The organism is Azospirillum sp. B2RO_4, assembly GCF_051124815.1.
In the GTDB taxonomy this organism is placed as follows: domain Bacteria; phylum Pseudomonadota; class Alphaproteobacteria; order Azospirillales; family Azospirillaceae; genus Azospirillum.
The window spans coordinates 1,876,464-1,901,757 of the sequence record NZ_CP118485.1; the positions used below are offsets into that span (position 1 = coordinate 1,876,464).

General features: G+C 67.7%; 23 protein-coding genes. 6 read left to right on the plus strand and 17 right to left on the minus strand.

The window, feature by feature from the left end:
* Nucleotides 1–43: 43 nt before the first annotated feature.
* The 3 genes from oxlT to PWS46_RS08865 all read right to left on the minus strand — a co-directional run bounded on the left by oxlT (nt 44) and on the right by PWS46_RS08865 (nt 3,916).
* A complete protein-coding gene (oxlT, locus tag PWS46_RS08855) occupies nt 44–1,387 on the minus strand; it encodes an oxalate/formate MFS antiporter (RefSeq protein ID WP_434613896.1) in 1,344 nt (447 codons plus the stop codon).
* 662 nt (nt 1,388–2,049) lie between these two features.
* Nucleotides 2,050–2,610, minus strand: coding sequence for a 16S rRNA (guanine(966)-N(2))-methyltransferase RsmD (gene rsmD, locus PWS46_RS08860; protein WP_434613899.1), 561 nt, complete (start codon nt 2,608–2,610; stop codon nt 2,050–2,052).
* Nucleotides 2,591–3,916 (minus strand): pseudouridine synthase, encoded by a 1,326-nt coding sequence (locus tag PWS46_RS08865; protein WP_434613902.1) that lies wholly within the window; start codon nt 3,914–3,916, stop codon nt 2,591–2,593. The genes rsmD and PWS46_RS08865 overlap by 20 nt, the downstream gene beginning before the upstream one ends.
* A 105-nt stretch (nt 3,917–4,021) precedes the next feature.
* Here PWS46_RS08865 and PWS46_RS08870 point away from each other — a divergent pair, with 105 nt between their 5' ends.
* Nucleotides 4,022–4,474 (plus strand): nucleoside deaminase, encoded by a 453-nt coding sequence (locus PWS46_RS08870; protein WP_434613905.1) that lies wholly within the window; start codon nt 4,022–4,024, stop codon nt 4,472–4,474.
* A gap of 239 nt (nt 4,475–4,713) precedes the next feature.
* Nucleotides 4,714–6,219, plus strand: coding sequence for a methyl-accepting chemotaxis protein (locus PWS46_RS08875; protein WP_434613908.1), 1,506 nt, complete (start codon nt 4,714–4,716; stop codon nt 6,217–6,219).
* Between the two features lie 70 nt (nt 6,220–6,289).
* On the opposite strand, the gene PWS46_RS08880 is transcribed toward PWS46_RS08875, so the two are convergent.
* The 3 genes from PWS46_RS08880 to purD form a co-directional block, all read right to left on the minus strand.
* Nucleotides 6,290–6,682: a HEPN domain-containing protein gene (locus tag PWS46_RS08880; protein WP_434613911.1), complete on the minus strand. Its 393-nt coding sequence runs from the start codon at nt 6,680–6,682 to the stop codon at nt 6,290–6,292.
* Nucleotides 6,679–7,008 carry a nucleotidyltransferase domain-containing protein gene (locus PWS46_RS08885; RefSeq protein WP_434613914.1) on the minus strand — a complete coding sequence of 110 codons (330 nt, stop codon included), beginning with the start codon at nt 7,006–7,008 and terminating at the stop codon, nt 6,679–6,681. The genes PWS46_RS08880 and PWS46_RS08885 overlap by 4 nt, the downstream gene beginning before the upstream one ends.
* A 73-nt stretch (nt 7,009–7,081) precedes the next feature.
* Entirely contained in the window at nt 7,082–8,368 is a 1,287-nt protein-coding gene (gene purD, locus PWS46_RS08890; RefSeq protein ID WP_434613917.1) for a phosphoribosylamine--glycine ligase, read from the minus strand.
* Between the two features lie 73 nt (nt 8,369–8,441).
* Between purD and xseA the strand changes: the two genes are divergently transcribed.
* Nucleotides 8,442–10,076, plus strand: coding sequence for an exodeoxyribonuclease VII large subunit (gene xseA, locus PWS46_RS08895; RefSeq protein WP_434613919.1), 1,635 nt, complete (start codon nt 8,442–8,444; stop codon nt 10,074–10,076).
* Nucleotides 10,077–10,116: 40 nt separating this feature from the next.
* Here xseA and pyrC read toward each other — a convergent pair whose 3' ends face one another.
* Together pyrC and PWS46_RS08905 are read right to left on the minus strand one after the other, a co-directional pair.
* Entirely contained in the window at nt 10,117–11,172 is a 1,056-nt protein-coding gene (gene pyrC / locus PWS46_RS08900; protein ID WP_434613922.1) for a dihydroorotase, read from the minus strand.
* Nucleotides 11,173–11,354: 182 nt separating this feature from the next.
* The gene (locus PWS46_RS08905) at nt 11,355–11,918 is read right to left on the minus strand and encodes a hypothetical protein (RefSeq protein WP_434613925.1); all 564 of its coding nucleotides are present in this window, start codon (nt 11,916–11,918) and stop codon (nt 11,355–11,357) included.
* 193 nt (nt 11,919–12,111) lie between these two features.
* On the opposite strand from PWS46_RS08905, the gene hisS reads away from it, so the two are divergent.
* The gene (gene hisS / locus PWS46_RS08910) at nt 12,112–13,461 is read left to right on the plus strand and encodes a histidine--tRNA ligase (RefSeq protein WP_434613928.1); all 1,350 of its coding nucleotides are present in this window, start codon (nt 12,112–12,114) and stop codon (nt 13,459–13,461) included.
* A gap of 96 nt (nt 13,462–13,557) precedes the next feature.
* Nucleotides 13,558–16,602: a transglycosylase domain-containing protein gene (locus PWS46_RS08915; RefSeq protein ID WP_434613931.1), complete on the plus strand. Its 3,045-nt coding sequence runs from the start codon at nt 13,558–13,560 to the stop codon at nt 16,600–16,602.
* A 15-nt stretch (nt 16,603–16,617) separates the two neighbouring features.
* Here the strand turns inward: PWS46_RS08915 and PWS46_RS08920 are convergent, their stop codons facing one another.
* The 5 genes from PWS46_RS08920 to PWS46_RS08940 all read right to left on the minus strand — a co-directional run bounded on the left by PWS46_RS08920 (nt 16,618) and on the right by PWS46_RS08940 (nt 20,043).
* The gene (locus PWS46_RS08920; RefSeq protein WP_434613934.1) at nt 16,618–17,025 is read right to left on the minus strand and encodes a hypothetical protein; all 408 of its coding nucleotides are present in this window, start codon (nt 17,023–17,025) and stop codon (nt 16,618–16,620) included.
* An 11-nt stretch (nt 17,026–17,036) separates the two neighbouring features.
* Nucleotides 17,037–18,287 carry an MFS transporter gene (locus PWS46_RS08925; protein WP_434613937.1) on the minus strand — a complete coding sequence of 417 codons (1,251 nt, stop codon included), beginning with the start codon at nt 18,285–18,287 and terminating at the stop codon, nt 17,037–17,039.
* A 108-nt stretch (nt 18,288–18,395) separates the two neighbouring features.
* Nucleotides 18,396–19,331: a LysR family transcriptional regulator gene (locus tag PWS46_RS08930; RefSeq protein ID WP_434613940.1), complete on the minus strand. Its 936-nt coding sequence runs from the start codon at nt 19,329–19,331 to the stop codon at nt 18,396–18,398.
* Nucleotides 19,328–19,732: a type II toxin-antitoxin system VapC family toxin gene (locus PWS46_RS08935; RefSeq protein WP_434613943.1), complete on the minus strand. Its 405-nt coding sequence runs from the start codon at nt 19,730–19,732 to the stop codon at nt 19,328–19,330. Before PWS46_RS08935 ends, PWS46_RS08930 begins: the two co-directional genes overlap by 4 nt.
* A gap of 8 nt (nt 19,733–19,740) precedes the next feature.
* Entirely contained in the window at nt 19,741–20,043 is a 303-nt protein-coding gene (locus PWS46_RS08940; protein WP_434613946.1) for a hypothetical protein, read from the minus strand.
* A gap of 85 nt (nt 20,044–20,128) precedes the next feature.
* On the opposite strand from PWS46_RS08940, the gene PWS46_RS08945 reads away from it, so the two are divergent.
* Complete coding sequence (locus tag PWS46_RS08945; protein WP_434613948.1) at nt 20,129–20,611, plus strand: NUDIX hydrolase; 483 nt, start codon at nt 20,129–20,131, stop codon at nt 20,609–20,611.
* Here PWS46_RS08945 and PWS46_RS08950 read toward each other — a convergent pair.
* The 4 genes from PWS46_RS08950 to pth all read right to left on the minus strand — a co-directional run bounded on the left by PWS46_RS08950 (nt 20,568) and on the right by pth (nt 25,233).
* Nucleotides 20,568–21,446 carry an EAL domain-containing protein gene (locus PWS46_RS08950; protein WP_434613951.1) on the minus strand — a complete coding sequence of 293 codons (879 nt, stop codon included), beginning with the start codon at nt 21,444–21,446 and terminating at the stop codon, nt 20,568–20,570. The two genes, PWS46_RS08945 and PWS46_RS08950, sit on opposite strands and share 44 nt — an antisense overlap.
* A 187-nt stretch (nt 21,447–21,633) precedes the next feature.
* Nucleotides 21,634–23,304 (minus strand): Na/Pi cotransporter family protein, encoded by a 1,671-nt coding sequence (locus PWS46_RS08955; protein WP_434613954.1) that lies wholly within the window; start codon nt 23,302–23,304, stop codon nt 21,634–21,636.
* 152 nt (nt 23,305–23,456) lie between these two features.
* Nucleotides 23,457–24,557: a redox-regulated ATPase YchF gene (gene ychF, locus PWS46_RS08960; RefSeq protein WP_434613957.1), complete on the minus strand. Its 1,101-nt coding sequence runs from the start codon at nt 24,555–24,557 to the stop codon at nt 23,457–23,459.
* A 103-nt stretch (nt 24,558–24,660) separates the two neighbouring features.
* Entirely contained in the window at nt 24,661–25,233 is a 573-nt protein-coding gene (pth, locus tag PWS46_RS08965; protein ID WP_434613960.1) for an aminoacyl-tRNA hydrolase, read from the minus strand.
* Nucleotides 25,234–25,294: the final 61 nt, after the last annotated feature.

Genomic DNA, 25,294 nt, shown 5'->3' on the forward strand with positions numbered 1-25,294 from the left:
TTTCCGTCAGCCGGTTCCCTGAACCAGCCCCCCGGCTGTTCCCTTACCCGTTGGCGGTGCCGGCGGCGGCCCCGACCGGGACGGAAGGTCCGGTCTCACCCTGCTCGGCACGGCGCGCCAGTTCCGCGTTGCGGGCATGGTGGCGGGCCAGCATCGGCTTCAGAACCAGCAGCGCACAGGCCGCCGCGGTCAGGTCCATGGTGGCGGTGACGTACAGCACGGTCGCCCAGGTGCCGGTGGCTTCCATCAGCAGGTTGCCCATCGGGACCAGCAGGGCGGCGACACCCTTGGCGCAGTACAGGACGCCGTAGATCTTGCCGGCATGCTTGGTGCCGAAGGTGTCGGCCGAAGTGGCGCTGAACAGGCTGTAGACTTCGCCCCAGGCCAGGAAGACCATGCCGCTGAGGATCAGGAACATCATCGGGTCGTGGCCGAAACGGCTCAGCATGATGATGCCGACGCCCTCCAGCGTGAAGGCGACGAACATGGTCGCCTCACGGCCGATGTGATCCGAAATGAAGCCGAACAGCGGACGCGAGATGCCGTTCATCACGCGGTCCAGCATCAGGGCGAAGGGCAGAGCCGCCATGGTGATGCCGAGCACGCTGACCGGCGTTTCCTTCACGCCCAGATCGTGGGCGATGACGCCCAGCTGGGCCACCGCCATCAGGCCGCCGGTGACGGTGCCGATGAACATCGCCCACATCACCCAGAACACCGGGGTGCGGATCGCTTCGCCCAGCGTGTAGTCGCGGCGGGTCTGGGCGACCTTCGTGGAGGCCTTGACCTGCTCCTTCTGCGGCATGCGCAGGAACAGCGAGGCGGCGATGATGATGGCGCCCTGCAGCAGGCCGAACCAGAAGAAGGTGGTCTGATAGCCGCTGCTGTGGATCATCGCCGAGATCGGCAGGATGGTCAGCGCCGAGCCGGCGCCATAGCCGCCCGCCGTCAGGCCCACGGCCAGACCGCGCTTTTCCGGAAACCACTTCAGCGCGTTGTTGACGCAGGTGGCGTAGACGCAACCGACGCCGATACCGCCGATGGCCGAGCCGACATACAGCATGCCGAGCGAACCGGCGTAGCTGTCGATGATCCAGGACAGGCCGGTGAAGAAGCCGCCCGCGGCGACGATCACGCGGGGGCCGTATTTGTCGATGAAATAGCCCTCGATCGGCGTCAGCCAGGTCTGCACGACGACGAAGATGGTGAAGGCGGTCTGGATCGACGCGCGCGTCCAGCCATGGGTCGCCTGGATTTCCGGGACGAACAGCGTCCAGGCGTACTGGATGTTGGCGGCCGCCACCATGCAGACGATGCCGACGACGATCTGCGTCCAGCGGACCGCATCGGTCACCGGCGGCGCCGATGCCGCCGGTTGTGAATTCATTTGAGCCATCGTGCCTCCCGTTTAACTTGCCTGAGCCGGCGGCGCGGCCCCTCTCCCGGGGACCGGCACGCCAATCACGATTGCGGAATGACCCGGACGGACCGCTCTTGCTGACGGTTCCTTTCCGGAACTCGGCGCGGATGCCGACAATCGCTCGGAGTTCGATTGTCCCGATTTAGGAATGCCAGATATGTAATCTGGTATGCCAAAACCGGGGACAAAAAGACACCGACGGACGGATCGACGCCGTAGGCATACAGACAGACCAAGTAAAAGCTACAACTCGTGTCGCACCGGATGCCCGGTCCACACCGGTTCTTGTGTCAGTTCACCCGCTTTGACGTAGGTTCTGCAAAAAGAAGCCGTGCCGGTACCTGCACGGCCCCCTCGAACGAGGGTGTGCAGTCTTAGGAGATAGGTAGATGCCGCCGTTTCCATAAGGAACCGCATCGGCGACACATGATCTTTTGCTCGGATTGTTTTGGAACTCAACAGTCCGTTTCGTCTTTCCGCATGATGGAAAAACACGGATGGCGGCCTTGGAACGCAAGGAATGCGTCACCACCGGCCGATGGACATGGTCGGCAAAAAATGGAACTCGAGGGGATTGAAACAGCGGACCGGCAATCCCGGGGATGGGGCTGCGGGGCCCGACCCTGCGGTCAGGCCGGGTGGCGGACCGTCAGGAAGGCGACACGGGTATCGCCGTAGCGGCGTTCATCGACCGCCGTGAAACCGTCGGGAAGAGGCAGGGGGTCGCGATCGGCAACCTCAACCACCGCGAGCGCGCCGTCGGCCAGCCAGCCGGCGCGCAGCAAACCCTCCAGCGCACGCGGCGCCAGCCCCTGGCCATAGGGCGGGTCGAGAAAGGCCAGCATGCAGGCACGGGACGCCGGAGGTGGCTTGGTGGCGTCGGCGCGCAGGATTTGAGCGTTGCCTGCCTCGCGCAGCGCATCGACATTGGCGCGCACGGCATCCAGCGCCGGGCGTCCCATGTCGAGGAAGCCGCACCAGGACGCCCCGCGCGACAGGGCTTCCAGCCCCAGCGCGCCAGTACCGCAGAAGGCGTCGACGACCGCGGCGCCCTCGAACTCGGGCGCCCAGTCGGCATGCGCCAGGATATTGAAGATGGCTTGCCGGGTGCGGTCGGTGGTGGGACGGGTATCGCGCCCGCCCGGCGCCACAAGACTGCGGCCGCGGTGCTTACCGCCGACGATCCGCACGCGGGCGCTCCGTCCGTCCGCCGGCACCGCCACCGGACCTATCGCCGCTGCCGCCGGCCTTCGGCCCGCCACCACGCGGCGCCGGACCGGCGCCCTTCGGACCAGTCGGCTTCGGCCCCGTCGGCTTGCCGTCCCTCGGCTTGGAGTCGCGGGACTTTGTTCCCTCCGACCGGGCTCCCTCCGACCGGGAACCATCCGGCTTCGCGGCTCCGGCCTTGAACCCGCCAGACTTCGCCCCCCGCGCACCGGCCGCACCGCCGCCGAGAGACAGGGTGCCCCGGGTCGATGCGCCCCGCCGGGCCGGCTTGGCCTCCTCGGTGCGGGCGGCTTCGGCCTCGTGCCGCTTGGTGGCGGAGCGCGGCGCGCGTTTCGGAGCGGCCTTGGCATCCGCCCTCGCATCCGTCTTGCCGGTCGCACGGCCGCCGGACGCCGCCTTCGCCGGAGCGGCCTTCACCGCCGCATCGGCTCTCGCCTTGGCGCGCTGCTTGGTCCCGGACTCGGCAGGCTCCGCCCCTTCGGGCGTGCCGAAGAAGGGGGCTATCTGTTCGCGGACGACGCGCTTCGGCACTTCCTCCACAGCGCCCTCCTCCAGCTTGCCGAGCTGGAAGGGACCATAGGCGACGCGGATCAGCCGGTTCACCTGGAGCCCCAGCGACTCCATCACCTTGCGGATCTCGCGGTTCTTGCCTTCCTTCAGGCTGACGGTCAGCCAGGCGTTGCGGCCCTGGATGCGGTCAAGAACGGCTTCGATCGGGCCGTACTTCACGCCTTCGATGGTCGGCCCCTTTTCCAGCGCCGCCAGCTGCTTCTCGTCCACCTCGCCGAAGACGCGCACGCGATAGCGGCGGGTCCAGCCGGTGGCCGGCAGTTCCAGGAAGCGGGCCAGCTCGCCGTCGTTGGTCAGCAGCAGCAGCCCCTCGGTCGTCAGGTCGAGACGGCCGATGGAGACCACGCGCGGCAGGTCGGGCGGCAGGCGGTCGAAGACGGTTTCGCGCCCCTTCTCGTCACGGGCGGTGGTGACCAGCCCCGACGGCTTGTGATAGCGCCACAGGCGGGCCGGCTCCGGCTCCGGAATGACCTTGCCGTCGACCTGCACGATGTCGCCGGAGCGGACCACGCAGGCCGGGCTGTCGAGCACACGGCTGTTGACCGCGACGCGGCCCTCGGCGATCCAGCGTTCGGCGTCGCGGCGCGAGCAGAGCCCGGCGCGCGCCAGTCGCTTGGCGATGCGTTCGCCGCCGGCGGCAGCGGAGCCGGCGGCAGGGGTGGCGGATTTGGATTTCTTGGCGGTATCGGAGCGGTCCATGGCCGGACCATAGGGCCTGGACGCGCCGCCCGCAACACGAGTCCAGTGCCCGGACACCGGAATCCGGTTGACGCGCTCCCGACGGGGTTGGCACCCTGCCCGGCCATGCCGTCTCCCCGCTATATGGACCTCGCCTTCGCCGCTGCCGAGGCCGCCGCCGCGCGTGGCGAGGTGCCGGTCGGCGCCGTCGTCGTCGACCCCGCGACGGGCTCCGTCCTCGCCTCCGCCGGCAACCGGACGGAGGAGCTGTGCGATCCCTCCGCCCACGCCGAACTGCTGGCGATCCGGGAAGCCTGCGCCGCCCGTGGCCAGCCCCGCCTGCCCGGCTGCGACCTCTATGTGACGCTGGAACCTTGCGCGCTGTGTGCCGCGGCGATCAGCTTCGCCCGCATCCGGCGGGTCTATTACGGCGCCTACGATCCCAAGGGCGGCGCCGTCGATCACGGTCCGCGCTTCTTCACGCAGCCGACCTGCCACCACGCACCGGAGGTCTACAGCGGCATCGGCGAGACGCGGGCGGGAGCGCTGCTGCGGAGCTTCTTCAGGGAGCGGCGGTGAGCCCTCCCCAGGGGCCGAGCGGGCGACTCGCGCAATATTGTCTCCAGTGGCCGGAAATATAATTCTTTCAATTCGACGACCATTGCCGCGCATTCATTCGTGGCGAGCATAGATGTAAATCCCCATCCCCCAGCAACCGTGGAGATTTGGCAGGCGAACAATGATTAGTCTGTTAAGTGTTTGTTCAGCGAATATATGCCGATGATGCCCTGACCGCTTTAAGCCATCAGGAGTCGCAGATGTTGTCGTTCCGCAAGCCACAGGACAATCAGGCCGCCGAAGAGCTGGCCCTGCTGGGGCGCCATGCGGGTGTCGGGCTGTGGGACGCGGTGATCCACAACGGCGATCCGATGCATGCGCAAAGCCGTTGGCACTGGTCGCCGGAATTCCGCCGTCTCGTCGGATTCGGCCATGACGACACCGTTGGTTTCCCGAACGTCGTCGGTTCCTGGGCCGACCGACTGCATCCGGATGACGCCAAACGGACCTTCGACGCCTTCATGGCCTGCCTGAACGACCGCAGCGGCCGCACCGGCTATGACGTGAATTACCGGTTGAAGGTGAAGGACGGCAGCTATCGCTGGTTCCGCGCCATCGGCGGCGTCGCCCGCGACAGCAGCGGACTGGCCCTGCGTGCCTGCGGCTCGCTGATCGACATCGATGCCGAGCGCAATGAACTGGAGCGGGCCAAGCTGCTCGACCGCCATGCCGGCGTCGGGCTTTGGGATGCGGTCTTCCACAATGGCGATCCGATGCATGCGCAGAGCCGCTGGCACTGGTCGCCGGAATTCCGCCGTCTCGTCGGCTTCGACCGCGACGACACCGTCGGTTTCCCCAACGTCGTCGGCTCCTGGGCCGACCGGCTGCATCCGGACGATGCCGGACGCACCTTCGACGCCTTCATGGCCTGCCTGAACGACCGCAGCGGTCGCACCGGCTACGATGTCGATTACCGCCTGAAGGTGAAGGACGGCAGCCATCGCTGGTTCCGCGCCATCGGCGGCGTCGCCCGCGACAACAACGGCGTGGCGCTGCGCGCCTGCGGATCGCTGATCGACATCGATGCGGAGAAGCTGGCCGAGCTGCGGCAGGTGGAGATGGACGGCGAGCGCCGCCGCACCGTGTCCGGCCTTGCCGAATCGCTGGACCGCGAGGTCGGCACCGCCGCCGACCGCGCTACCGCCAACGCCCAGACCGTCGCCGCCGCGACGGAAGAACTGTCGGCCTCCATTTCCGACATCAGCAACCGCGCCAACGAGGCGTCGGGCGCCTCGCTGAAGGCGTCGGAGGAGGCGTCGCGCACCAACGCCGCGGTGGAAGCCCTGGTCACCTCGGCCGAGCGCATCGGCGCCATCACCAAGCTGATCAACAGCATCGCCTCGCAGACCAACCTGCTGGCCCTGAACGCGACCATCGAAGCCGCCCGTGCCGGAGAGGCCGGCCGCGGCTTCGCCGTCGTGGCGAACGAGGTGAAATCGCTGGCCCAGCAGAGCGGCAGCGCCGCCGACGACATCGCCGCGCAGATCGCCTCTGTCCAGCAGGAAGCTCTGCACGCAGTGGACGCCATCCGCCGCATCGGCGCCATCGTCACCGACGTCCAGCAAATCTCCACCACCATCGCCGCCGCCGTGTCGCAGCAGGAATCGGCGACCAAGGAGATCGCCCACAGCGTCACCCGCGTGGTCCGCGACATCGAAGTGGTGTCGCAGAACATCGCGTCCGCATCGGAGCGTCTGCGGGCGTAAGTACGGACATGGAAAAGGGGCGCAGCGATGCGCCCCCGATCTCGGTTGAACCTGATTGTCTCCTGACCAATCAGGACGCGGCGGTCAGGAGGGAGCGCACCTCGGACAGAAAACGTTCGGCGTTGGCAAGATGCTTGGCCGCACGCTCGCGCGTCACGTCCGCCGCAGGTTCCTCGTAATCGGTCAGCAGACGGTCGCGCAATGCCGCCGCCAGTGCCTGGGCATGGTCCATCGGCATCAGGCCGGGCTTCGCAATATGTTCGAAAAAAAGCGCCTGTACCCCACGGTGCGACTTCGAGCCGAATCCGTAACGGGTCAGGATTGCCAGCGCCGCCAGTTCCATCGCCAGATGCGCACGATTGACGCAGTCACGAGGAAATCCACCGGAATAAAGAAGCTTTGCAGCGTTAAGAGCCTCCTCGGCCCGCCCCAACCGTGCCAATGGATCGATGGTTCCGGTCACACCGGCACTCCCTGCTCCCGAACCGTCCTGATCAGAGGATGCTGGGAGGTGCGCAAGGTCCGCGCCGACCAGACGAAAGGCTGGACGATGCGACCCGCTTCCATGGTCGGCACGAAGGCGATGTCCATGACCCGATCCACCTCCTCCAGCGGATCCGCCGGTTCGTCCTTCAGGATCACGGCCAGATCGATATCGGACTCGTCGGTATAGTCGTCGCGAGCCCGCGATCCGAATAACAGGATTCGATCCAGACGGGAGCCGAAGACGGCTTCAGCCCCCTGGCGGAATGCGGCGATGGCCGCGCGGGTCTGCGGAGCGGTGTCCATACCGGGCAAACGGCATCTGTTGGAAGCAAGCTCCAAAATAGCCCTTTCATGGCTATTTTTGTAGATCCTTCCCTTACCGTCCCACCGCCCGCCAGCCGATGTCGCGGCGGCAGAAGCCGTCCGGCCAATCCAACGCATCCACCGCCTTGTAGGCCGCCGCCTGCGCTTCCGCCACCGTCGGCGCCAGCGCGGTGACGCCGAGCACCCGGCCGCCGACCGACAGAACCCGGCCATCCTCGGCACGCTTGGTGCCGGCGTGGAAGACGGTCACGTTCTCCACGGCGCCGGCCTTGTCCAGCCCGCGGATCTCGGTGTTCTTGGCGTAATCGCCAGGATAGCCGTTGGCCGCCATCACCACGCACAGCGCGGTCTGGTCGTGCCAGCGCAGGTCGATGCTGTCCAGCACGCCGTCGGCCGCCGCGACCAGCGCCGCCAGCGCATCGGACTTCAGCCGCATCATCAGCGTCTGGCATTCGGGATCGCCGAAGCGGACGTTGAACTCCAGCGTTTTCGGCACCGGGCCGTCCGGCGTCCGCATGATCATCAGGCCGGCGAACAGCACGCCCTTGAAGGGCTTGCCTTCCGCCGCCATGCCCTTGACCGTCGGCAGGATGATCTCGCGCATCACGCGGTCCTGCAGGTCGGCGGTCAGCACCGGGGCCGGGGAATAGGCGCCCATGCCGCCGGTGTTGGGGCCGGTGTCGCCGTCGCCGACCGCCTTGTGGTCCTGGGCGGACGCCAGCGGCAGCGCGTTCTCGCCGTCGCACAGCGCGAAGAAGCTGACCTCCTCGCCGTCCAGGAACTCCTCCACCACCACCTCGGCACCGGCAGCGCCGAAACGGCCGCCGACCAGCGCGTCGTCGATGGCCTCGAAGGCTTCCTGCTCGGTGCGGGCGACGGTGACTCCCTTGCCGGCGGCGAGCCCGTCGGCCTTCACCACGATGGGCGCGCCATGCTTGCGGACATAGGCCTTGGCGGCTTCCGGATCCTTGAAGCGCTCGTAGAAGGCGGTGGGCACCCCGTATTTCGCCAGGATGTCCTTCATGAAGCCCTTGGAGCCCTCAAGCTCCGCCGCCGCCGCGCTCGGGCCGAAGGCCTTGACGCCCAGCGCCGTCAGCCTGTCCACCAGACCCAGCACCAGCGGGCCTTCCGGCCCGACGACGACGAAGTCGATGGCGTTGTCCTGGACGAAGCGCACCAGCCCATCCACATCTTCCGACCCGATGGGAACCAGCGTGGCGACATCGGCGATGCCGGCATTGCCTGGCGCGCAATAGAGCGCGTCGCACAGCGGCGAATTGGAAATGGCCCAGCAGAGCGCGTGCTCACGACCGCCCGATCCGACGACGAGGACTTTCATGGGGTGGCGCTCCTTCCGCCTTGTTGCGAACTGCGCGCCTTGTATCATGGCGGCGCCCCAACTCAAGAGCGCCATGACGTCCGACAACGCACCCCAAAGCTCCGCACCGCTGATCGCCCCGGAACCGCGCCCCGGCTCCAACCTTCCGGAATTCACCGTCGGCGACCTCGCCCGCCGGCTGAAGCGCAGCATCGAGGAGGAATTCGGCTTCGTCCGCGTCCGCGGCGAGATCAGCCAGCCGAAGAAGCACAGCTCCGGTCACTGCTACATGCGCCTCAAGGACGACACCGCGGTGATCGAGGCGGTGTGCTGGCGCGGCACCATGGCGAAGCTGGCGATCCGACCGGAGGAAGGGCTGGAGGTCATCGTCACCGGCCGCATGACCACCTACCCCGGCCGCTCGCAATACCAGCTGATCGTCGAGTCGATGGAACTGGCCGGCGAAGGCGCGCTGCTGAAAATGCTGGAGGAGCGCAAGCGCCGGCTGGCGGCGGAGGGTCTGTTCGACCCCGCCCGCAAGAAGCGCATCCCCTTCCTGCCCGACGTGATCGGCGTCGTCACCTCTCCCACCGGGGCGGTGATCCGCGACATCCTGCACCGGTTGAACGACCGCTTCCCCCGCCATGTCCTGCTGTGGCCGGTCGCGGTCCAGGGCGAGCGCGCGGCGGCCGAGGTGACGGCGGCCATCGAAGGCTTCAACCGCATACAGCCCGGTGGGCGGGTGCCCCGCCCGGACCTGATCATCGTCGCGCGCGGCGGCGGCTCGCTTGAAGACCTGATGGCCTTCAACGAGGAAAATGTCGTCCGCGCCGCGGCGGTCAGCGCCATCCCGCTGATCTCCGCCGTCGGACACGAGACCGACACCACCCTCATCGACTTCGCGTCCGACCTGCGCGCCCCCACCCCGACCGCCGCCGCCGAAATGGCAGTCCCGGTGCGTGGCGAATTGCTGGCCCAGATCCTGGACGACGAGCGCCGCCTGCTCGCCAGCGCGTCGCGCGCGGTGGCGGATCGCCGCAACCGGGTGGAGGGGCTGGCCCGCGGCCTGGGCGATCCCCGCGCCCTGCTGGAGGGCCATGCCCAGCGGCTGGACGACCGCGCCGAACGGTTGAACCTTGCCGCCTCGGCCCTGCTGGAACGCCGCCGCACCCGTGTCGGCGAGTTGGCCGCCAAGCTGCGCCACCCGCGCGAGAAGCTCGCCCAGGCCGACCAGAAGCTGGCGTCGGAGAGCCGCGCGCTCGACTCGGCCCTGCGCCATGCGGTGACTACAGCCGGCGGACGCTTCGACCGTGTCGCCGGCCGGCTGTCGCTGACCCCGGCGCGGGTGAAGCTGGCGGATGGAGAGCGCCGCGTCGCCGACCTGACGCCGCGCCTCGACCGCAGCTATGCCAAGGGGGTTGCCGACAAGGCGGCGACGCTGGCGTCGCTCGGCCAACTGCTGGAAAGTTACAGCTACAAGGGCGTGCTGGCCCGCGGCTTCGCCCTGGTCGAGGACCGCGACGGCCGCCCGGTGACCCGCGCCGATCAGGCGACGCCCGGTCTGGCCGTCAACATCGTCTTCGCCGATGATGCCAAAGTTGCAGCAACCATCGACGGCGGCGCGCCCAAGACGGAGGCGGCACCCGCAACCCCGACGGAGGCAAAGCCGGAGAAGAAGCCGGCGCCGCGCAAGCCGCGAGTGGTGCCGGTGCAGGGAACGCTGTTCTGACCGAAAAGGCCGCGCCTCAGCGGGCGCGGCCCTCTTCGCCTCACACCGCGCCCGTATAGCTCCAGCGCAGGGACTCGCCGCTGCGGAAAGGCAGGACGGCGTCGCCCTCGCTGACCAGAATCAGGTCGGGGGCGACCGATGGGCGGCGTTCCAGCGCCACGCGCTCCTCGCTGACCGGCATGTTGTAGAAACGCGGACCGTTGATGCTGGCGAAGGCCTCCAGCCTGTCGAGCGCACCGGCCTCGTCGAAGGCCTCGGCGTAAAGCTCCAGCGCGTTGGCGGCGGTGAAGCAACCGGCGCAGCCGCAGGCGGCTTCCTTGGCGGTCACCGTGTGCGGGGCCGTGTCGGTGCCCAGGAAGAACGGCCCCTCGCCGGAGATCGCCGCCTCGACCAGCGCCACCCGGTGGGTCTCGCGCTTGGCGATCGGCAGGCAGTAGAGGTGCGGGCGGATGCCGCCCTGGAAGATGTGGCTGCGGTTGATCAGCAGATGGTGCGCGGTGATGGTGGCGCCGATCCGGCCGCTGGCGGCATGCGCCCGCACGAACTGCACCGCGTCGGCCGTCGTCACATGCTCCAGCACAACGCGCAGGCTCTTATGGCGCTCCAGCAGCGGGGCCAGGATGGTGTCGATGAACACCGCCTCTCGGTCGAAGATGTCGACCGACTGGTCGGTCACCTCGCCATGGATCAGCAGCGGCATGCCGATCTCCGCCATCCGCTCCAGCACCGGAGCGATGCGGGCGATGTCGGTGACGCCATGGGCGCTGTTGGTGGTCGCGTTGGCGGGATAGAGCTTGGCAGCCGCGAACACCCCGTCCGTGAAGCCCTGGGCCAGATCGTCGGCGTCGGTGCCGTCGGTCAGATAGGCGGTCATCAGCGGCGTGAAATCCACGCCGTCCGGCAGGGCCGCCAGGATGCGCTCGCGATAGGCCACGGCATCGGCGGCCGTCGCCACCGGCGGCTTCAGGTTCGGCATGACGATGGCGCGGCCGAACTGACGGGCGGTGAAGGGCAGAACAGCCTTCAGCATGGCGCCGTCGCGCAGATGGACATGCCAGTCGTCGGGACGGCGGATGACAAGGCGGTCGTTCGGCATGGATCGGGTCCCGGCGCTGCTGTCGAGTGGGGCGGTTCGCTTGGACGACGTTCTATCGCCATCGCCGCCGCATCTCAACAGAGGCGGTCCCCGGACCGGAACCTTGGGCGGGCAAAATGAGGTGAAGCCGGCAGCCCCCCGCCGGCCGGCGTTGGCGGGGGGCTGGCCGTCTTGCCGAGCCCTTACTGGATGGTCGTCGAGGTCTTAACCCCCAGGATGTTGTCGATCTTCGCGGCCTGCTCGGCGGTCACCGGCTTGCCGCCGATGGTGGCGAGCTGCTGCCGGGCCTCGGCCACCGCCTTGTCGCGGGCGGCGCTGTCCTTCAGCGCGTGGGCGGCCAGCATCTGCTCGTGATACTTGCCGAGTTGGACCGTCAGTTGCTCGGTCGGCTTGGCGCCCAGTTCCTTGGCGACGGCATCGGCCTGGGTCTTGGTCACCTCGGCCTTCGGAGTGGCCGCGACCTGCTCATGCTTGGTCTTGCCTGCCTCGTGCTTGGTAGCTTCGGTCTTGGTGGCTTCGGTCTTGGTGGCCTCGCTCTTGGTGACGGCCTTCTGCTCGGCCTTCACAGCCGGAGCGGGGGTCGTCGTGGTGGAGTCGGTCGTCGCGGCGGGGGCCGGCGTTGCCGGAGCGGCCGGCGCGACCGTTGCCGCACCCGCGCTCAGCACGGGGGCCGTCGCCATCAGGGCGACGAACGCAAAGGTCGAAACGGACGAGCGGATACGCGACCCGAAGACGGTGCCGGACATTTGGTTTCTCCATTTCGGTGAGCGATCCTCGGTGCGGGATCGTGCTTAGATGAACGCGGCTCCGCTTCCGTTCATTCCACGCCCTTCCGAAAAATTTCTGCCGCGACTGAAAAATTTTCCGGCGCAGGTGACGGGGCCGGCGAAAGGGGCTAGAAAACGCACGCTTTTCCTATCCAAGCGCGGACCTTCTCCGATGAGCCTGATCACGCCCCGCACCCCGCCCGGAACGATGGAGCTGCTGCCGCGCCAGCAGGTGGCCTTCCAGCGCATGCTGGACACCATCCGCCGCGGTTACGAGCGGTTCGGCTTCGTCCCCGTCGAAACCCCGGTGTTCGAAACGGTGGACACGCTGCTGACCAAGTCGGGCGGCGAGACGGAGAAGCAGGTCTATTTCGTCCAGTCCACCGGCGCTATCCAGCAGGGCAACAAGCCGGAACTGGCGCTGCGCTTCGACCTGACCGTGCCGCTCGCCCGCTATGTGGCGGAGCATGAGCGCGACCTCGCCTTCCCCTTCCGCCGCTACCAGATCCAGCGGGTCTATCGCGGCGAGCGGGCGCAGCGCGGGCGTTTCCGCGAATTCTATCAGTGCGACATCGACGTGATCGGCAAGGACAGCCTGTCCGCCCATTACGACGCCGAGATCCCGGCGGTGATCCACCATGTCTTCACCGAGCTGAATTTCGGCGGCTTCACCATCAACGTTAACAACCGCAAGATCCTGCTGGGCCTGCTCGACGGTCTGGGCGTCGCCGACGCCGACACCCGCGTGCTGGTGCTGCGCGAGATCGACAAGCTGGACAAGATCGGCCGCGACAAGGTCCGCGCGAGCCTGCTCGGCCTCGGCGTGACCGAGCATGCCGCCGACATCATCCTGTCTCTGATCGACATGAAGGGCAGCAACGCCGAGACCTTGGCGGCGCTAGGCGCACTCGACATCGAGAACGCCATCTTCCGCGAGGGCGTCGGCGAACTGACCACCGTCATCGAGGGCCTCAAGGCTTTCCAGGTGCCGGAGGGGACGGTGCGCATCAACCTCGCCATCGCGCGGGGCCTCGATTACTACACCGGCACCGTCTACGAGACCTTCCTGAACGACCATCCCGGCATCGGCTCGGTCTGCTCCGGCGGGCGCTACGAGAATCTCGCCAGCCACTACACCAAGTCGAAGCTGCCGGGCGTCGGCATCTCCATCGGCGCCACCCGCCTGTTCTACCAGCTGATAGAGGCCGGTCTCATCAAGGACGCCGCCCCCACCGCCCAGGTGCTGGTGACCCAGATGGACCCGGCCCTGTCCGCCGACTATTTCCGCATGGCGAGCGAACTGCGCGCCGCCGGCATCAACACGGAAATCCAGCTGGACGGCGGCAAGATCGCCAAGCAGATGAAATACGCCGACCGCGCCGGCATCCCCGTCGTCCTGCTTATGGGCTCCGACGAGAAGACCCGCGGCACCGCCACCCTGAAGCATCTGGTCAAGGGCGAACAGGTCGAGGTCCCGCTGGCGGAACTGGCGACGCAGGCGAAGGCGTTGCTGGAGGGGTAAGGAGTACCGCCTTAAACGCCCCGTTAACCATAAACCCCCTATCGTTCCGGCCTATACCGACCGTGTGAGTTGGGCGGCAGGGGGTTCGCTTCCGAGATGGCCAAGGGGTGGATGCAGGTTGGGCGTTGGGCCCGGCGGGCGGCGATCGGGGTCACGCTGGCGACCACCGTGGCTGCCGCCGGCTATGCCGGCTGGCGCGAAATGGAAACCTCGCGCCTCCAGGCCCGGCTGCTGTCCGGCGTCGCCCAGTCGATGACTGTTTCCTTGCGCGAAGGCCCCAACCCGCAGGCGCGCTATCCCAAGCATGGGCCGTACAACGAGCGGTTCGGCTACACCGCCCTGCCCGGCTATCTCGAGTCGCTGACCCATGACCTCTACGCGGTCGAACGGCAGGCGGTGCTTTCGCCGGCGCTCGACCGCTTCATGGCCGGCGGCGGCTTTCCGATCTATCGCGAGAAGACTCAGGCCGGACTGACCCTGCTCGACCGCAACGGCGCGGTCATGTATTCGGCGCGCTACCCGGAACGGGTGTTCGACGGCTTCGCCGACGTGCCGAAGCTGGTCGCCGACACGCTGCTGTTCATCGAGAACCGCGAATTGCTGGACGAGGACCAGCCGCGCCGCAATCCGGCGGTGGAATGGGACCGCTTCGGCGCGGCGGTGGCGATGCTTCCCCTGCAGATGGTCCGGCCGGGACAGCGTTCCCCCGGCGGCTCGACCCTCGCCACCCAGATCGAGAAATACCGCCACTCTCCCGACGGCCAGACCACCGGCAGCGTGGAGAAGCTGCGCCAGATGGCGTCGGCCAGCGTCCGCGCCTACAGCGACGGCGAGGACACCACGCTGGCCCGCCGCCGCATCCTGGTCGATTACCTGAACTCCACCCCGCTGACCGCACGGGCCGGCTTCGGCGAGGTGAACGGGCTCGGCGACGGGCTGTGGGCTTGGTTCGGCACCGACCTGTCAATCGCCAAGCGCGTGCTGGCCGAACCGGCAACAGACGCCCGTGCCCTGAAGCTGAAGGCACTGGCCTACAAGCAGGTGCTGGCCCTGCTGCTGGCGCAGCGGCGGCCCTCCTATTACCTGATCCAGGACCGTGCCGCGCTCGACCGGTTGGCCGACGCCCATCTGCGGGCGCTGACCCAGGCCGGGGTGATCGACCCTGCGTTGCGTGACGCGGCGCTTGCCACGCCGCTGGCCTTCCGCGAGGAGGCGCCGACCGCCCCCGCCACCTCCTTCGTCGAGCAGAAGGCGACCAACGCCATCCGCGCCCGGCTGCTGGGCATGCTCGGTGTCCCGAACCTCTACGCGCTCGACCGCATCGATCTCACCGCGCAATCCACCCTGGATGCCGAGACGCAGGCCCGCGTGGTGGAGGTGCTGGGCAAGCTGAACGAGCCCGACTTTGCCCGCTCTCTTGGGTTGACCGGCGAGCGGCTGCTCGATGCCCGCAACAACGACCTGTCCAAGCTGGTCTACTCGATCACCCTCTACGAGCGGGGTCCGGAGGCCAATTACCTGCGCGTCCAGGCCGACAACCTCGACCAGCCGCTGGACATCAACGACGGGGCGAAGCTCGATCTCGGCTCCACCGCCAAGCTGCGGACGTTGGCGACATATCTGGAGATCATGGCGGAGCTGCACAGCCGCTACGCCCATCTGCCGAAGGAATTGCTGGCCGATGTCGAGGACGAGGCGTCGGACAACTTGACCCGCTGGGCAACCTCCTGGCTGGCATCCGCCCCAGACCGGCGGCTGCCGGCCATGCTGGATGCGGCGATGGAACGGCGCTATTCCGCCAACCCCGGCGAGGTGTTCTTCACCGGCGGCGGCCAGCACAGCTTCGTGAACTTCAACAAGGACGACAACGGCCGCATCCTCACCCTGCAGGAGGCATTGCGGAACAGCGTCAACCTGCCCTTCATCCGGCTGATGCGCGACGTCGTCCAATTCTATATGGACGAGGGGGCGGACGACGGCGCCGACATCCTGCGCTCGCCCGACCACCCGGCCCGGCAGGCCTATCTCGCCCGCTTCGCCGACCGCGAGGGATCGGACTTCCTCAACCGCTTCTACAACGACTACCGCAAGCGCACTCCGGACGAGGCGCTGGCCCGGCTGGCGACCCGCTCGCGCCCGGTGCCGCACCGGCTGGCGGTGATCTTCCGCAGCGTGCGGCCCAAGGCCGGGCTCGCCGAGTTCTCCGCCTTCCTGCGCGCCCGACTGCCGAAGATGTCGCTGTCCGACGGGCAGCTTTCGGCGCTCTACGCCAAATACGGGCCGGACCGCTTCCCGCTGAACGACCTCGGCTATCTAGCCCGCGTCCATCCGCTGGAGCTGTGGCTGGTTACCTATCTCCAACAGCATCCCGGCGCAACGCGGGCCGAGGTTCTGGCCGCCAGCGCCGACGAGCGCCAGGAAAGCTATCGCTGGCTGTTCAAGAAGGGCATGGCCGCCCAGAACACCCGCATCCGCATCGGGCTGGAGGAGGAGGCGTTCAAGCGCATCACCGCCCAGTGGCGCAGCGTCGGCTATCCGTTCGAAACGCTGGTGCCGTCGCTGGCGACCGCCATCGGCAGCTCGGCCGACCGCCCGGCGGCGCTGGCGGAGCTGATGGGGCTGATCCTGAACGACGGGGTGCGCCAGCCGACGGTGAAGATCCGCTCGCTGCATTTCGCCGCCGGCACGCCCTACGAGGCGAAGCTGGGGCTGGGGCCGCTGAAGGGCGAGCGGGTGCTGCGGCCGGAGGTCTGCGCCACCCTGCGCCGCGCCCTGATGGACGTGGCGCAGAACGGCACCGCCAAACGCGTCTGGGGTTCTTTCAAGGACCCGGCCGGCACGCCGATCCCGATGGGCGGCAAGACCGGCACCGGCGACCATCGGCTGGACCGCTGGGGGCCGGGCGGCGTGCTGATCGAATCGAAGGCGGTCAACCGCACCGCGACCTTCGTCTTCTACATCGGCGACCGCTTCTTCGGCACCATGACCGCCTTCGTCCATGGGCCGGAGGCCGACAACTACCGCTTCACCAGCGCCCTGCCCGCCCAGCTTCTGAAAAGCCTCGCCCCGGCGCTGCAGCCGTTGATCGACCAGGGCATCACCCGCACCGCCGACACGCGGGCGACGCCCACCGGCCTGTAAGGCGGAAAGAGCGGTCTATTGCAGCTTGGTGGCCGCGATCTTCGCGGTGTCGACCGGGGTGGCGGTGCAGCCGCCCAGCGTCGGGCCGACCGGAAGCTCGCCGAAGGCGGCCAATGCGCCCTCCGCCTTCAGCCGGCCGACGAAACCGGGCTCGACTCCGCGGGCGACCCAGGCGAAGCCGAGCCAGGTGGAACGAACCGGCTCGCCGCCCGCCCGCACCATCGCCGTCATCGCCTCTGCATCGCTGGTGCCGGGGGAAAACACCGCCAGCATCAGGCCGTCGGTCGCATCCGGCAGCGCGGCACGCTGCAGCGACAGCCCCATCAGCCCGGCCCAGACCAGCAGGATGCCACCCAGCAGCGCCGCGGCGAGCCCGTGGCCGATGGGAAGTCCGGAAGAGGATTGGGCGGGGCTGTCGCTCATGGTGCTTTACCTTACGCCTTCGCCTCGGCCGCCGCCAGCGACGGTGCGGGCTTCTCCGCGATCGGCCAGTGGATGATGGTCGCGAACATGGCAAGCGCCACGCCCAGCCACCAGACGACGTCGTAGGAGCCCGTGCGCTCGTACAGCACGCCGCCCAGCCAGACGCCCAGGAAGCCGCCGACCTGATGGCTGAAGAAGGCGAAGCCGTAGAGCGTGCCCATGTAGCGGGTGCCGAACATCAGCGCGACGAGGCCGGAGGTCGGCGGCACGGTTGACAGCCACAGCAGGCCCATCACCGCGGCATAGGCGATGACGGTGACCGGCGAGATCGGCAGCAGGATGAAGACCGCCGTGGCGATGCCGCGCGAGAAATAGTTGGCACACAGCAGATAGCGCTTGCTGACTTTGCCTGCCAGCACGCCGGACGCATAGGAACCGATGACGTTGAACAGGCCGATCAGCGCCAGCGCCCAGGCGGCCAGCGACGGGCTGATGCCGGCCTCCGTCAGATAGGGCGGCAGGTGGGTGGTGATGAAGGCCAACTGGAAGCCGCAGACGAAAAAGCCCGAGACGAGCAGCACGTAACTACGGTGCTGGAACGCCTGCCGCACGGCGGCGATGTAGCCGATGTTGGCGCCGGTCACCGCCGGGGCGCCGCTCGCCGTCATGCCCTTCGGGCCGGGGAAGACGCTGGCCAACAACGGAACGGCGATCATCGAGGCCGCCAGCAGCAGAAGCGCGGTCTGCCAGCCGAAGCCGGCGATGAAGGCCTGGCCCATCGGTGCGAACAGGAACTGGCCCATCGATCCGGCGGCGGTGGCGATGCCGACCGACCAGCTGCGCTTTTCCGGCGGCAGCAGCCGGGTGAAACCGGCGATGATGATGCCGAAGGACGCACCGGACAGGCCGAGCCCGATCAGCACGCCGGCGGTCAGGTACAGTTCCACGCTGGTGGTGGCGTAGGGCATCAGCGCCAGACCGGCCGCATAGAGGATGCCGCCGCCGGCCAGGACCGGGGCCGGGCCGTAGCGGTCGGTCAGCGCCCCGGCGAAGGGGCCGCCGGCGCCCCACAGGATGTTCTGGATCGCCATCGCCAGCGCGAAGACGTCGCGGCCCCAGCCGCGGGTTTCCGAAAGCGGGCCGATGAACAGGCCCATGCTCGACCGCGGTCCGAAGGCCAGCATCGAGATCAGGCAACCGCAGATCACGACGAGTGCGGGCGTCCTCCAGGAGGGCGCCGGTGCGGGGGTGGCGGTGGTCAAGGCGTCCTCCCGGAAGGGGCCGGCGTTGCGCGCCGGTGTTGTGGAACTGCTATGCCCCGACGATAGGCGGGCACCAACAGTTCGGCAAATTCATAATCGGCAACCGGGTCATTCCGCGGCGGAATGCAGAATGGAGTGCCGTTCCGTCGGGTAACCGGGCCTCCCGACCGCCAGTTCGCGCCGCAGCGACTCCTCCAGCCGGTCGAACACCGGGGCGATGCGGCCGGTCGTCCGCGACTGGATCAGCCAGATCGTCACCGCCATCCGGAAATCGGGCAGTTCGAGCGGCCGGATGGCGACCGCACCGGGGATCGGCGCGATCAGCCCCATCGGCGCCAGACCGAAGCCGACGCCGCGCGCCACCAGCGACACCAGCAGGCTCTGGTCATAGGCCTCCACCGTCACGTTCGGCTGCAGACCGAGCGGCGCCAGCGCCTGATGGAGAGCCTCGCGGTACCGGCAGCCGTTCGGCTGCAGCACCCAGCCGCGCCGGTTCATGGTCGCCAGATCGGCGGAACCGTCGCCGGGAGAGGCGATGATGCTGACCGGTTCGGTCCCGATCCGGCGGATCGGCAAATCGTCGGGCGGCGCCTGATCCTCGCACATCAGGACCAGCGCACCGTCCAGGCTGCCGGCGCGGACCTGCTCGATCAGCGGGTTGCTCCAGTCCGCATGCAGCCGCAACGTCAGGCCGGGGAAGCCGGCCCGCAACTCGTCCAGTGGCCGGCCGGCGGCCAGCGCGGTCAGCACATGCGCCGTCCCCAGCCGCAGCAGCCCGCGCGGCTCGGCCGACCCGGCGAAAGCGTCGGCGAAGTCGCTTGTCGCCGCCAGGATGCGCCGGGCATGGGCCAGCGCCAGTTCGCCGTCGCGGGTCAGGGCCAGCGGCTTGGTCTGCCGGTCGAACAGCACGACGCCCAGTTCCGCTTCCAGCCGCTGGATCAGCCGCGACACGGCCGACTGCGTCAGTCCCAGCCGATTGCCGGCTTCCTGCACCGACTGCGCATCGGCCACGGCGATGAAGGTGCGGATTTCGTTGAGCTTCATGGGGCCTCGAACGGGTTCAGCAGAGGAATCCCAAAGACGTGAAAGTCACGGACGTTGCGGGTTGCGATCGTCAAACCGTGTGCTTGTGCCGTGGCAGCGATCAGTGCGTCCACTGGATCGCAGTTGCGGTGAGCGTTGCGAAGATGTCCCCAGAGCGTCGCGACCGTCAGAGATACGGGAAGTATGCGCTCAGTCCAGGTCTCCACATCCTTTATCCAGATGTCGAGCTGTTCAGCCTTCGCGGCATTGGAATGGCGAAGCTTAGCAATCCCGCGATGGATTTCCCCGATGCTGATGACACTCACAAAAGCGTTTGACGGCTGAATGCGTTCCAGCCAGGCAATTGCTTGCGGATCCGGTCTCGGCCGTAGTGGTTCCGACAGAATGTTGGTGTCCAGCAAGAAGCCTGTCATAAGGGCTCTGTATCGAAATCGACCGGCTTGCGGGTATTTGGCCCATGGCGTTCGCCGATTGCCTCGGTCAGATCAATGCCAACCGTATCGACTGGCCGCAGCAGCGCTTCGATCAAATTTCTGGGTCTTGGCGCCTGCGGGGCAGAGATTTCTCCGCGCAGCCGTTCATAGTCTGTGGCCGACAACATGACCATCGACGGCTTGCCGGGGCGGACAATGGTCAAAGGCCCCTCTGCCAATGCGCGCTCGATGGCGGCGTCCAGACCGGGGTCGTCGGCTTTGGAATACAACACACCCATGGCCAGTCCTCCGTCATCAATAGCCACTGCTGTAACTCTCGGCACGGGGTGACAGGCTGTCAAGCGGTGCGCTAGGCTGCCGTCCATGACCATCGAATCCAATCCTCCCGCCACACCGCCCGACCGTTCCAGCCGCGAATATCCCGACCGCCCCTGGGTCGGTGTCGGGGCCGTCGTCTGGCGCGGGGACAAGGTGCTGCTGATCCGGCGGGGCAAGGCGCCGCGGATGGGACAATGGAGCCTGCCGGGCGGGGCGCAGTCGGTCGGCGAAACCGTGTTCGAAACCGCGGTGCGCGAGGTGCGGGAGGAGACCGGGCTGGAGGTGGTGCCGACCGGGATCGTCACCGTGGTCGACGCCATCACCCCCGATGCCGAGGGGCGCGTCCATTACCACTATACGCTGGTCGAAGTGGCGGCGGAGAGCGCCGAGGGCGACCCGATCTGCGCCGACGATGCGCTGGAAGCCTGCTGGGCCACCGCAGACGAGGCCGGTGAACTGACGGAATGGGACGAGACCCGGCGGGTCATCCTGATGTCTGCGGCCCAGCGGCGGACCCCGACCCCATAGGCCGCAGGGTGCCGATGACGCTGCGCTCGGCCAGGAACCCGCTCACCCCGTCGGCGCTCAGCGGGCGCGACAGCCAATAGCCTTGCAGCACGTCGCAGCGGTAGGCCTGCAGGTAGAGCCGCTGTTCCGGCGTCTCCACCCCTTCCGCCACCACGCCCAAATCCAGCGCATGGGCCAGCGCCACCACAGCCTGGACGATGGCGGCGGCGTCGCGGTCCTCCACCATCGCCTGGACGAACTGCTTATCGATCTTCAGCGCCTCCACCGGCACCCGGCGCAGGGTCGCCAGCGACGACCAGCCGGTGCCGAAATCGTCCAGCACCAGCCGGATTCCGGCGCCGCGCAGTTGCAGCAAGGCCTCGCGGGCGTCGGCACCTTGGCTGAACATGCTGGTTTCGGTCAGCTCCAGCTTCAGGTTGGCGGCCGGCAGGCCGGTCTCCGCCAGGATCGCCAGCACCTTCAGCACCAGCCCCGGATCGTCGAGCTGCCGCGCCGACAGGTTCACCGACACCGGAATATCGGGATAGCCGGCGCGCAGCCAGCCGGCGGCCACCCTGCAGGCGGTCCGCAGGGTCCATTCGCCCAGAAGATGGATCGCCTCCCCCTGCTCCGCCATCGGCACGAAGACGTCGGGCGGCAGCATGGTGCCGTCGGACAGGCGCCAGCGCGACAGCGCCTCGAACCCGGTCAGGCGGTTGGTGACGACGTCCGCCTGCGGCTGAAAGACCAGGGAAAGTTCCTGCCGGTCGATGGCGTCGCGTACCCGCTCGGCGAATCCGGCGTCGGATGCCCCCTGTGCATTGGGTCCGTTCGACGTCGCGTGCGTGTTCGCCACCGTCCGCTCCTCTCGACAACCGTTCCTTGGCACTCACTGCCATAACAACCACAGGAGCGGTTTGTTAACCATGTCGCGAAAGAGCTTGACGAATTTTATATGGTTACGAAAGTGTTAACGTGGCTGGATCGGTGACAAGAAAAGGTCGAAGCGGAAGCCACGCCATACCCCCATCGGGAGCAGACGGTCACGCCCGCGCCACCCCTCGTTTGAGACGGCTGGGCAGAAGCTCCCCCGATTGATCGAGCACCGGATAGGCGGCGGCGACCAGATGGGCGTTGATCCGCCGCAGGTCGCGCAGGATGTCCAGATGAAGGGCGCTTGTCTCCACGCTTTCCTTGCGGCCGGCGCGCAGGCGGGCGAAATGGGCCTCGGTGGCGCTGGTCTCCAGATCGCGGATCACCTCCTTCTCGTGGATCAGTGCGCGGGCGGATCGGACGTCGCCCGACACGAAGACGGCGGCGGCCAGACTCTGGGTTTCGCTCAACCGTTCCAGCATGCCGGCGATCTCGGCCGCCCCCTCGGTGGAGAAGCGCAGCCTGCGCCGGATCTTCTTGGAGGCCGCTTCCATCAGGTTGCGGTCGATGATGTCGCCGACATGCTCCAGGTTGATGGTGAAGGTCAGCACGTCCGAGACCCGGCGGGCGTCGCGTTCGTCCAGATCCTCGACATTGATCTGGGTGAGGTAGCGCTTGATGGCGTCGTGCAGCCGGTCCAGCACATCGTCCATCCGCCGGATCTCCTGCACCCGCTTGCGGTCGTCGCTCTGGATCACGTCCAACGCGCCGCGCAGCATGCCGTCCACCGTGTCGGCCATGCGCAGTGCCTCACGCGACGCGTTGGCGATGGCGAGGTGGGGGACGCGGAGCGCGCTGCGGTCGAGATAGAGCGGCATTGCCGGATCGGCCACCGCAACCCGCTCCGGGAACATCCGGGTGAGGATCCGCGCGAACCAGGGAAGCGGCCCGATGAACAGCCCGGCCATCGCCAGATTGAAGGCAAGGTGGAAATTGGCCGCCAGCCGCGTGGCATCCGGCGACACCGCCTGCAAGCCGGCCGTGATTGGCCCCAGAAGCGGCACGACAATGAGGCAGCCGACAAGCCGGTTGATGAGGTTGCCCACCGGCAGCCGCCTTGCCGCCGGGTTGCGCCCATCGCCGCCCGGCCCCTCCACCACCGGATTGACGGCGCTGCCCAGATTGGCGCCGGCGACCATGGCGACCGCCGCCTCCGGCCCGATCACCCCGCCGCTGGCCAGCGAGGCGATCAGCAGGATGGCGGCGACGCTGGAATGGGCGGCCCAGGACAGCAGTGCCGCCAGCATCACCGCCACCACCGGATCGGCGGTCAGCATCGCCAGCATCCGCCGCAGCATCGGCGCGTTCTCGGCCGGGGCGATGGTCGCCAGCAGCAAATGCAGCGACAGCAGCATCAGGCCCAGCCCGATGGCGACCCGGCCCAGGTCGCGGCTGCGCGTCCGTGCGCCGCGGCGGAAAGCGATGAAGCCGCCCAGCAGCAGGACCGGCGCCACATGGGCGACGTCGAAGGCCAGAACCTGCACGATCAGGGTGGAGCCGACATTGGCCCCCAGCATCACTGCCAGCGCCGGCATCAGCGACACCAGTCCGGTGGCTGTGAAGCCGGTCGCCATCAGGCCGGTGGCGGTGCTGCTCTGCAGCAGCATGGTGATGCCCATGCCGGACAGGAAGGCGGTCCAGCGGTTGCGCAGCCCGGCCCCCAGGATGCGGCGCAGGTCGCCGCCCAGCGCACGGGTCAACCCGCTCTGCACCATGTGCAGCCCCCACAGGAGCAGCACGACATTCCCGGCCAGTTCCAGCAGCACCCGCGTTGCCTGCATCGCACCCCCTCTTGTCGGATGGGAGGTGCGATCAGGACACACCCCTAACTGAAGGGTGGGGAGTGTCGATTGCTACGACAATATGACAGTTGGGTGACGGCGGAGGTGGAAAGGGAGCGGTGATGCCACCGCTCCCTCAAAACTCCGTCTGATCAGACGTTGAAGCGGAAGTGGAAGATGTCGCCGTCCTGAACGACATATTCCTTGCCTTCCTGGCGCATCTTGCCGGCGTCCTTCGCCCCCTGCTCGCCCCCCAGCGTGACGAAGCTGGTATAGTCGATGGTCTCGGCACGGATGAAGCCGCGTTCGAAATCAGTGTGGATGACGCCGGCCGCCTCGGGAGCCTTGGCGTTGCGGCGCACGGTCCAGGCCCGCGTCTCCTTCGGGCCGACGGTGAAGAAGGTGATCAGGTCCAGCAGCTTGAAGCCGGCACGGATCAGCTTGTTCAGGCCGGTTTCCTCCAGCCCCATCGACTCAAGGAATTCGGCCTTCTCGGCCGGGTCGGAGAGCTGCGCGACCTCGGACTCGATGGCGGCGGAGATGACGACGACCTCGGCGTTCTCGGCCTTGGCCTTCTCGGCGACCTTGGCGGAGAAGGCGTTGCCGGTGGCGGCCGCGGCTTCTTCGACGTTGCAGACATAGAGCACCGGCTTGTCGGTCAGCAGCATGAACTGCTTGAACACCGGCCGCTCGTCGTCCGACAGCTCGACGACGCGGGCGGGCTTGCCGTCCTGCAGCACCTTCAGGGCACGCTCCATCAGGTCGGCCTTGATCTTGCTGTCCTTGTCGCCGCCCTTGGCCTTCTTCTGCAGGCTGGTCAGCTGGCGTTCCAGGCTTTCCATGTCGGCGAGCATCAGCTCGGTCTCGACCACCTCGGCATCGCGCAGCGGATCGACATTGCCCTCGACATGGGTGATATCGTCATCCTCGAAGCAGCGCAGCACATGGACGATGGCGTCGACCTCGCGGATGTTGGCGAGGAACTGGTTGCCCAGCCCTTCACCCTTCGACGCGCCGCGGATCAGGCCGGCGATGTCCACGAACTCCAGCTGGGTCGGGACGACCTTCTGCGACTTGGCGATTTCCGCCAGCTTGTCCTGCCGCGGGTCCGGCACGCCGACGCGGCCGACGTTCGGCTCCTTGGTGCAGAAGGGGAAATTCGCCGCCTCGGCCGCCTGGGTGGCGGTCAGCGCGTTGAAAAGGGTCGACTTGCCGACGTTCGGCAGGCCGACGATGCCGCAATTGAAGCCCATGGGTGGGTGCTCGCCGTCGGAAATTCTGGAATTGAGGCGCTTTATCCTACGATGGGGGACAAAGCGCAAACGCGAAGTGGGGGAAGAACTGGCAGGCCGCGGCTTATCGCGCCTGTGTCGCCACCGTCACCTTGTTCATGAACATCTCCGGTTGGCCTTCCACCATCAGGGGGAGGCTGTCGGAGACGGCATCCAGCAGCGGGTCGATCCAGCTCTGGTCGGCCTTGGCGAAGTCGTGCAGGACATAGCCGCTGACCAGATCCTTGTTGCCGGGATGGCCGATGCCCAGGCGGATGCGCCAGTATTCCTTGCCGATATGCGCGTCGATGGAGCGCAGGCCGTTGTGCCCGCCATGGCCGCCGCCCTTCTTCACCCGGATCCTGCCGGGGGGCAGGTCAAGCTCGTCATGGATGACGACGACGTTCTCGGGCTTCAGCTTGTAGAACTGCAGGGCCGCCACCACCGACTGGCCGGACAGGTTCATGAAGGTGGCGGGCTCCAGCGCCAGCACCTTGTCGCCGGCGACGGTGCCCTCGGCGGTCTGGCCCTGGAAACGCTTCTTCCACGGGGTGAAGCGGTGGCGTTGGGCGATGGTCTCCACCGCCATGAAGCCGATGTTGTGGCGGTTGCGGGCATACTCGTTGCCGGGGTTGCCCAATCCGACCAGAAGCAGCATGTCCCTCATCCCTCCGCCAAGCCATACCCCACAAAACGAAGCGGGGGGCCGAAGCCCCCCA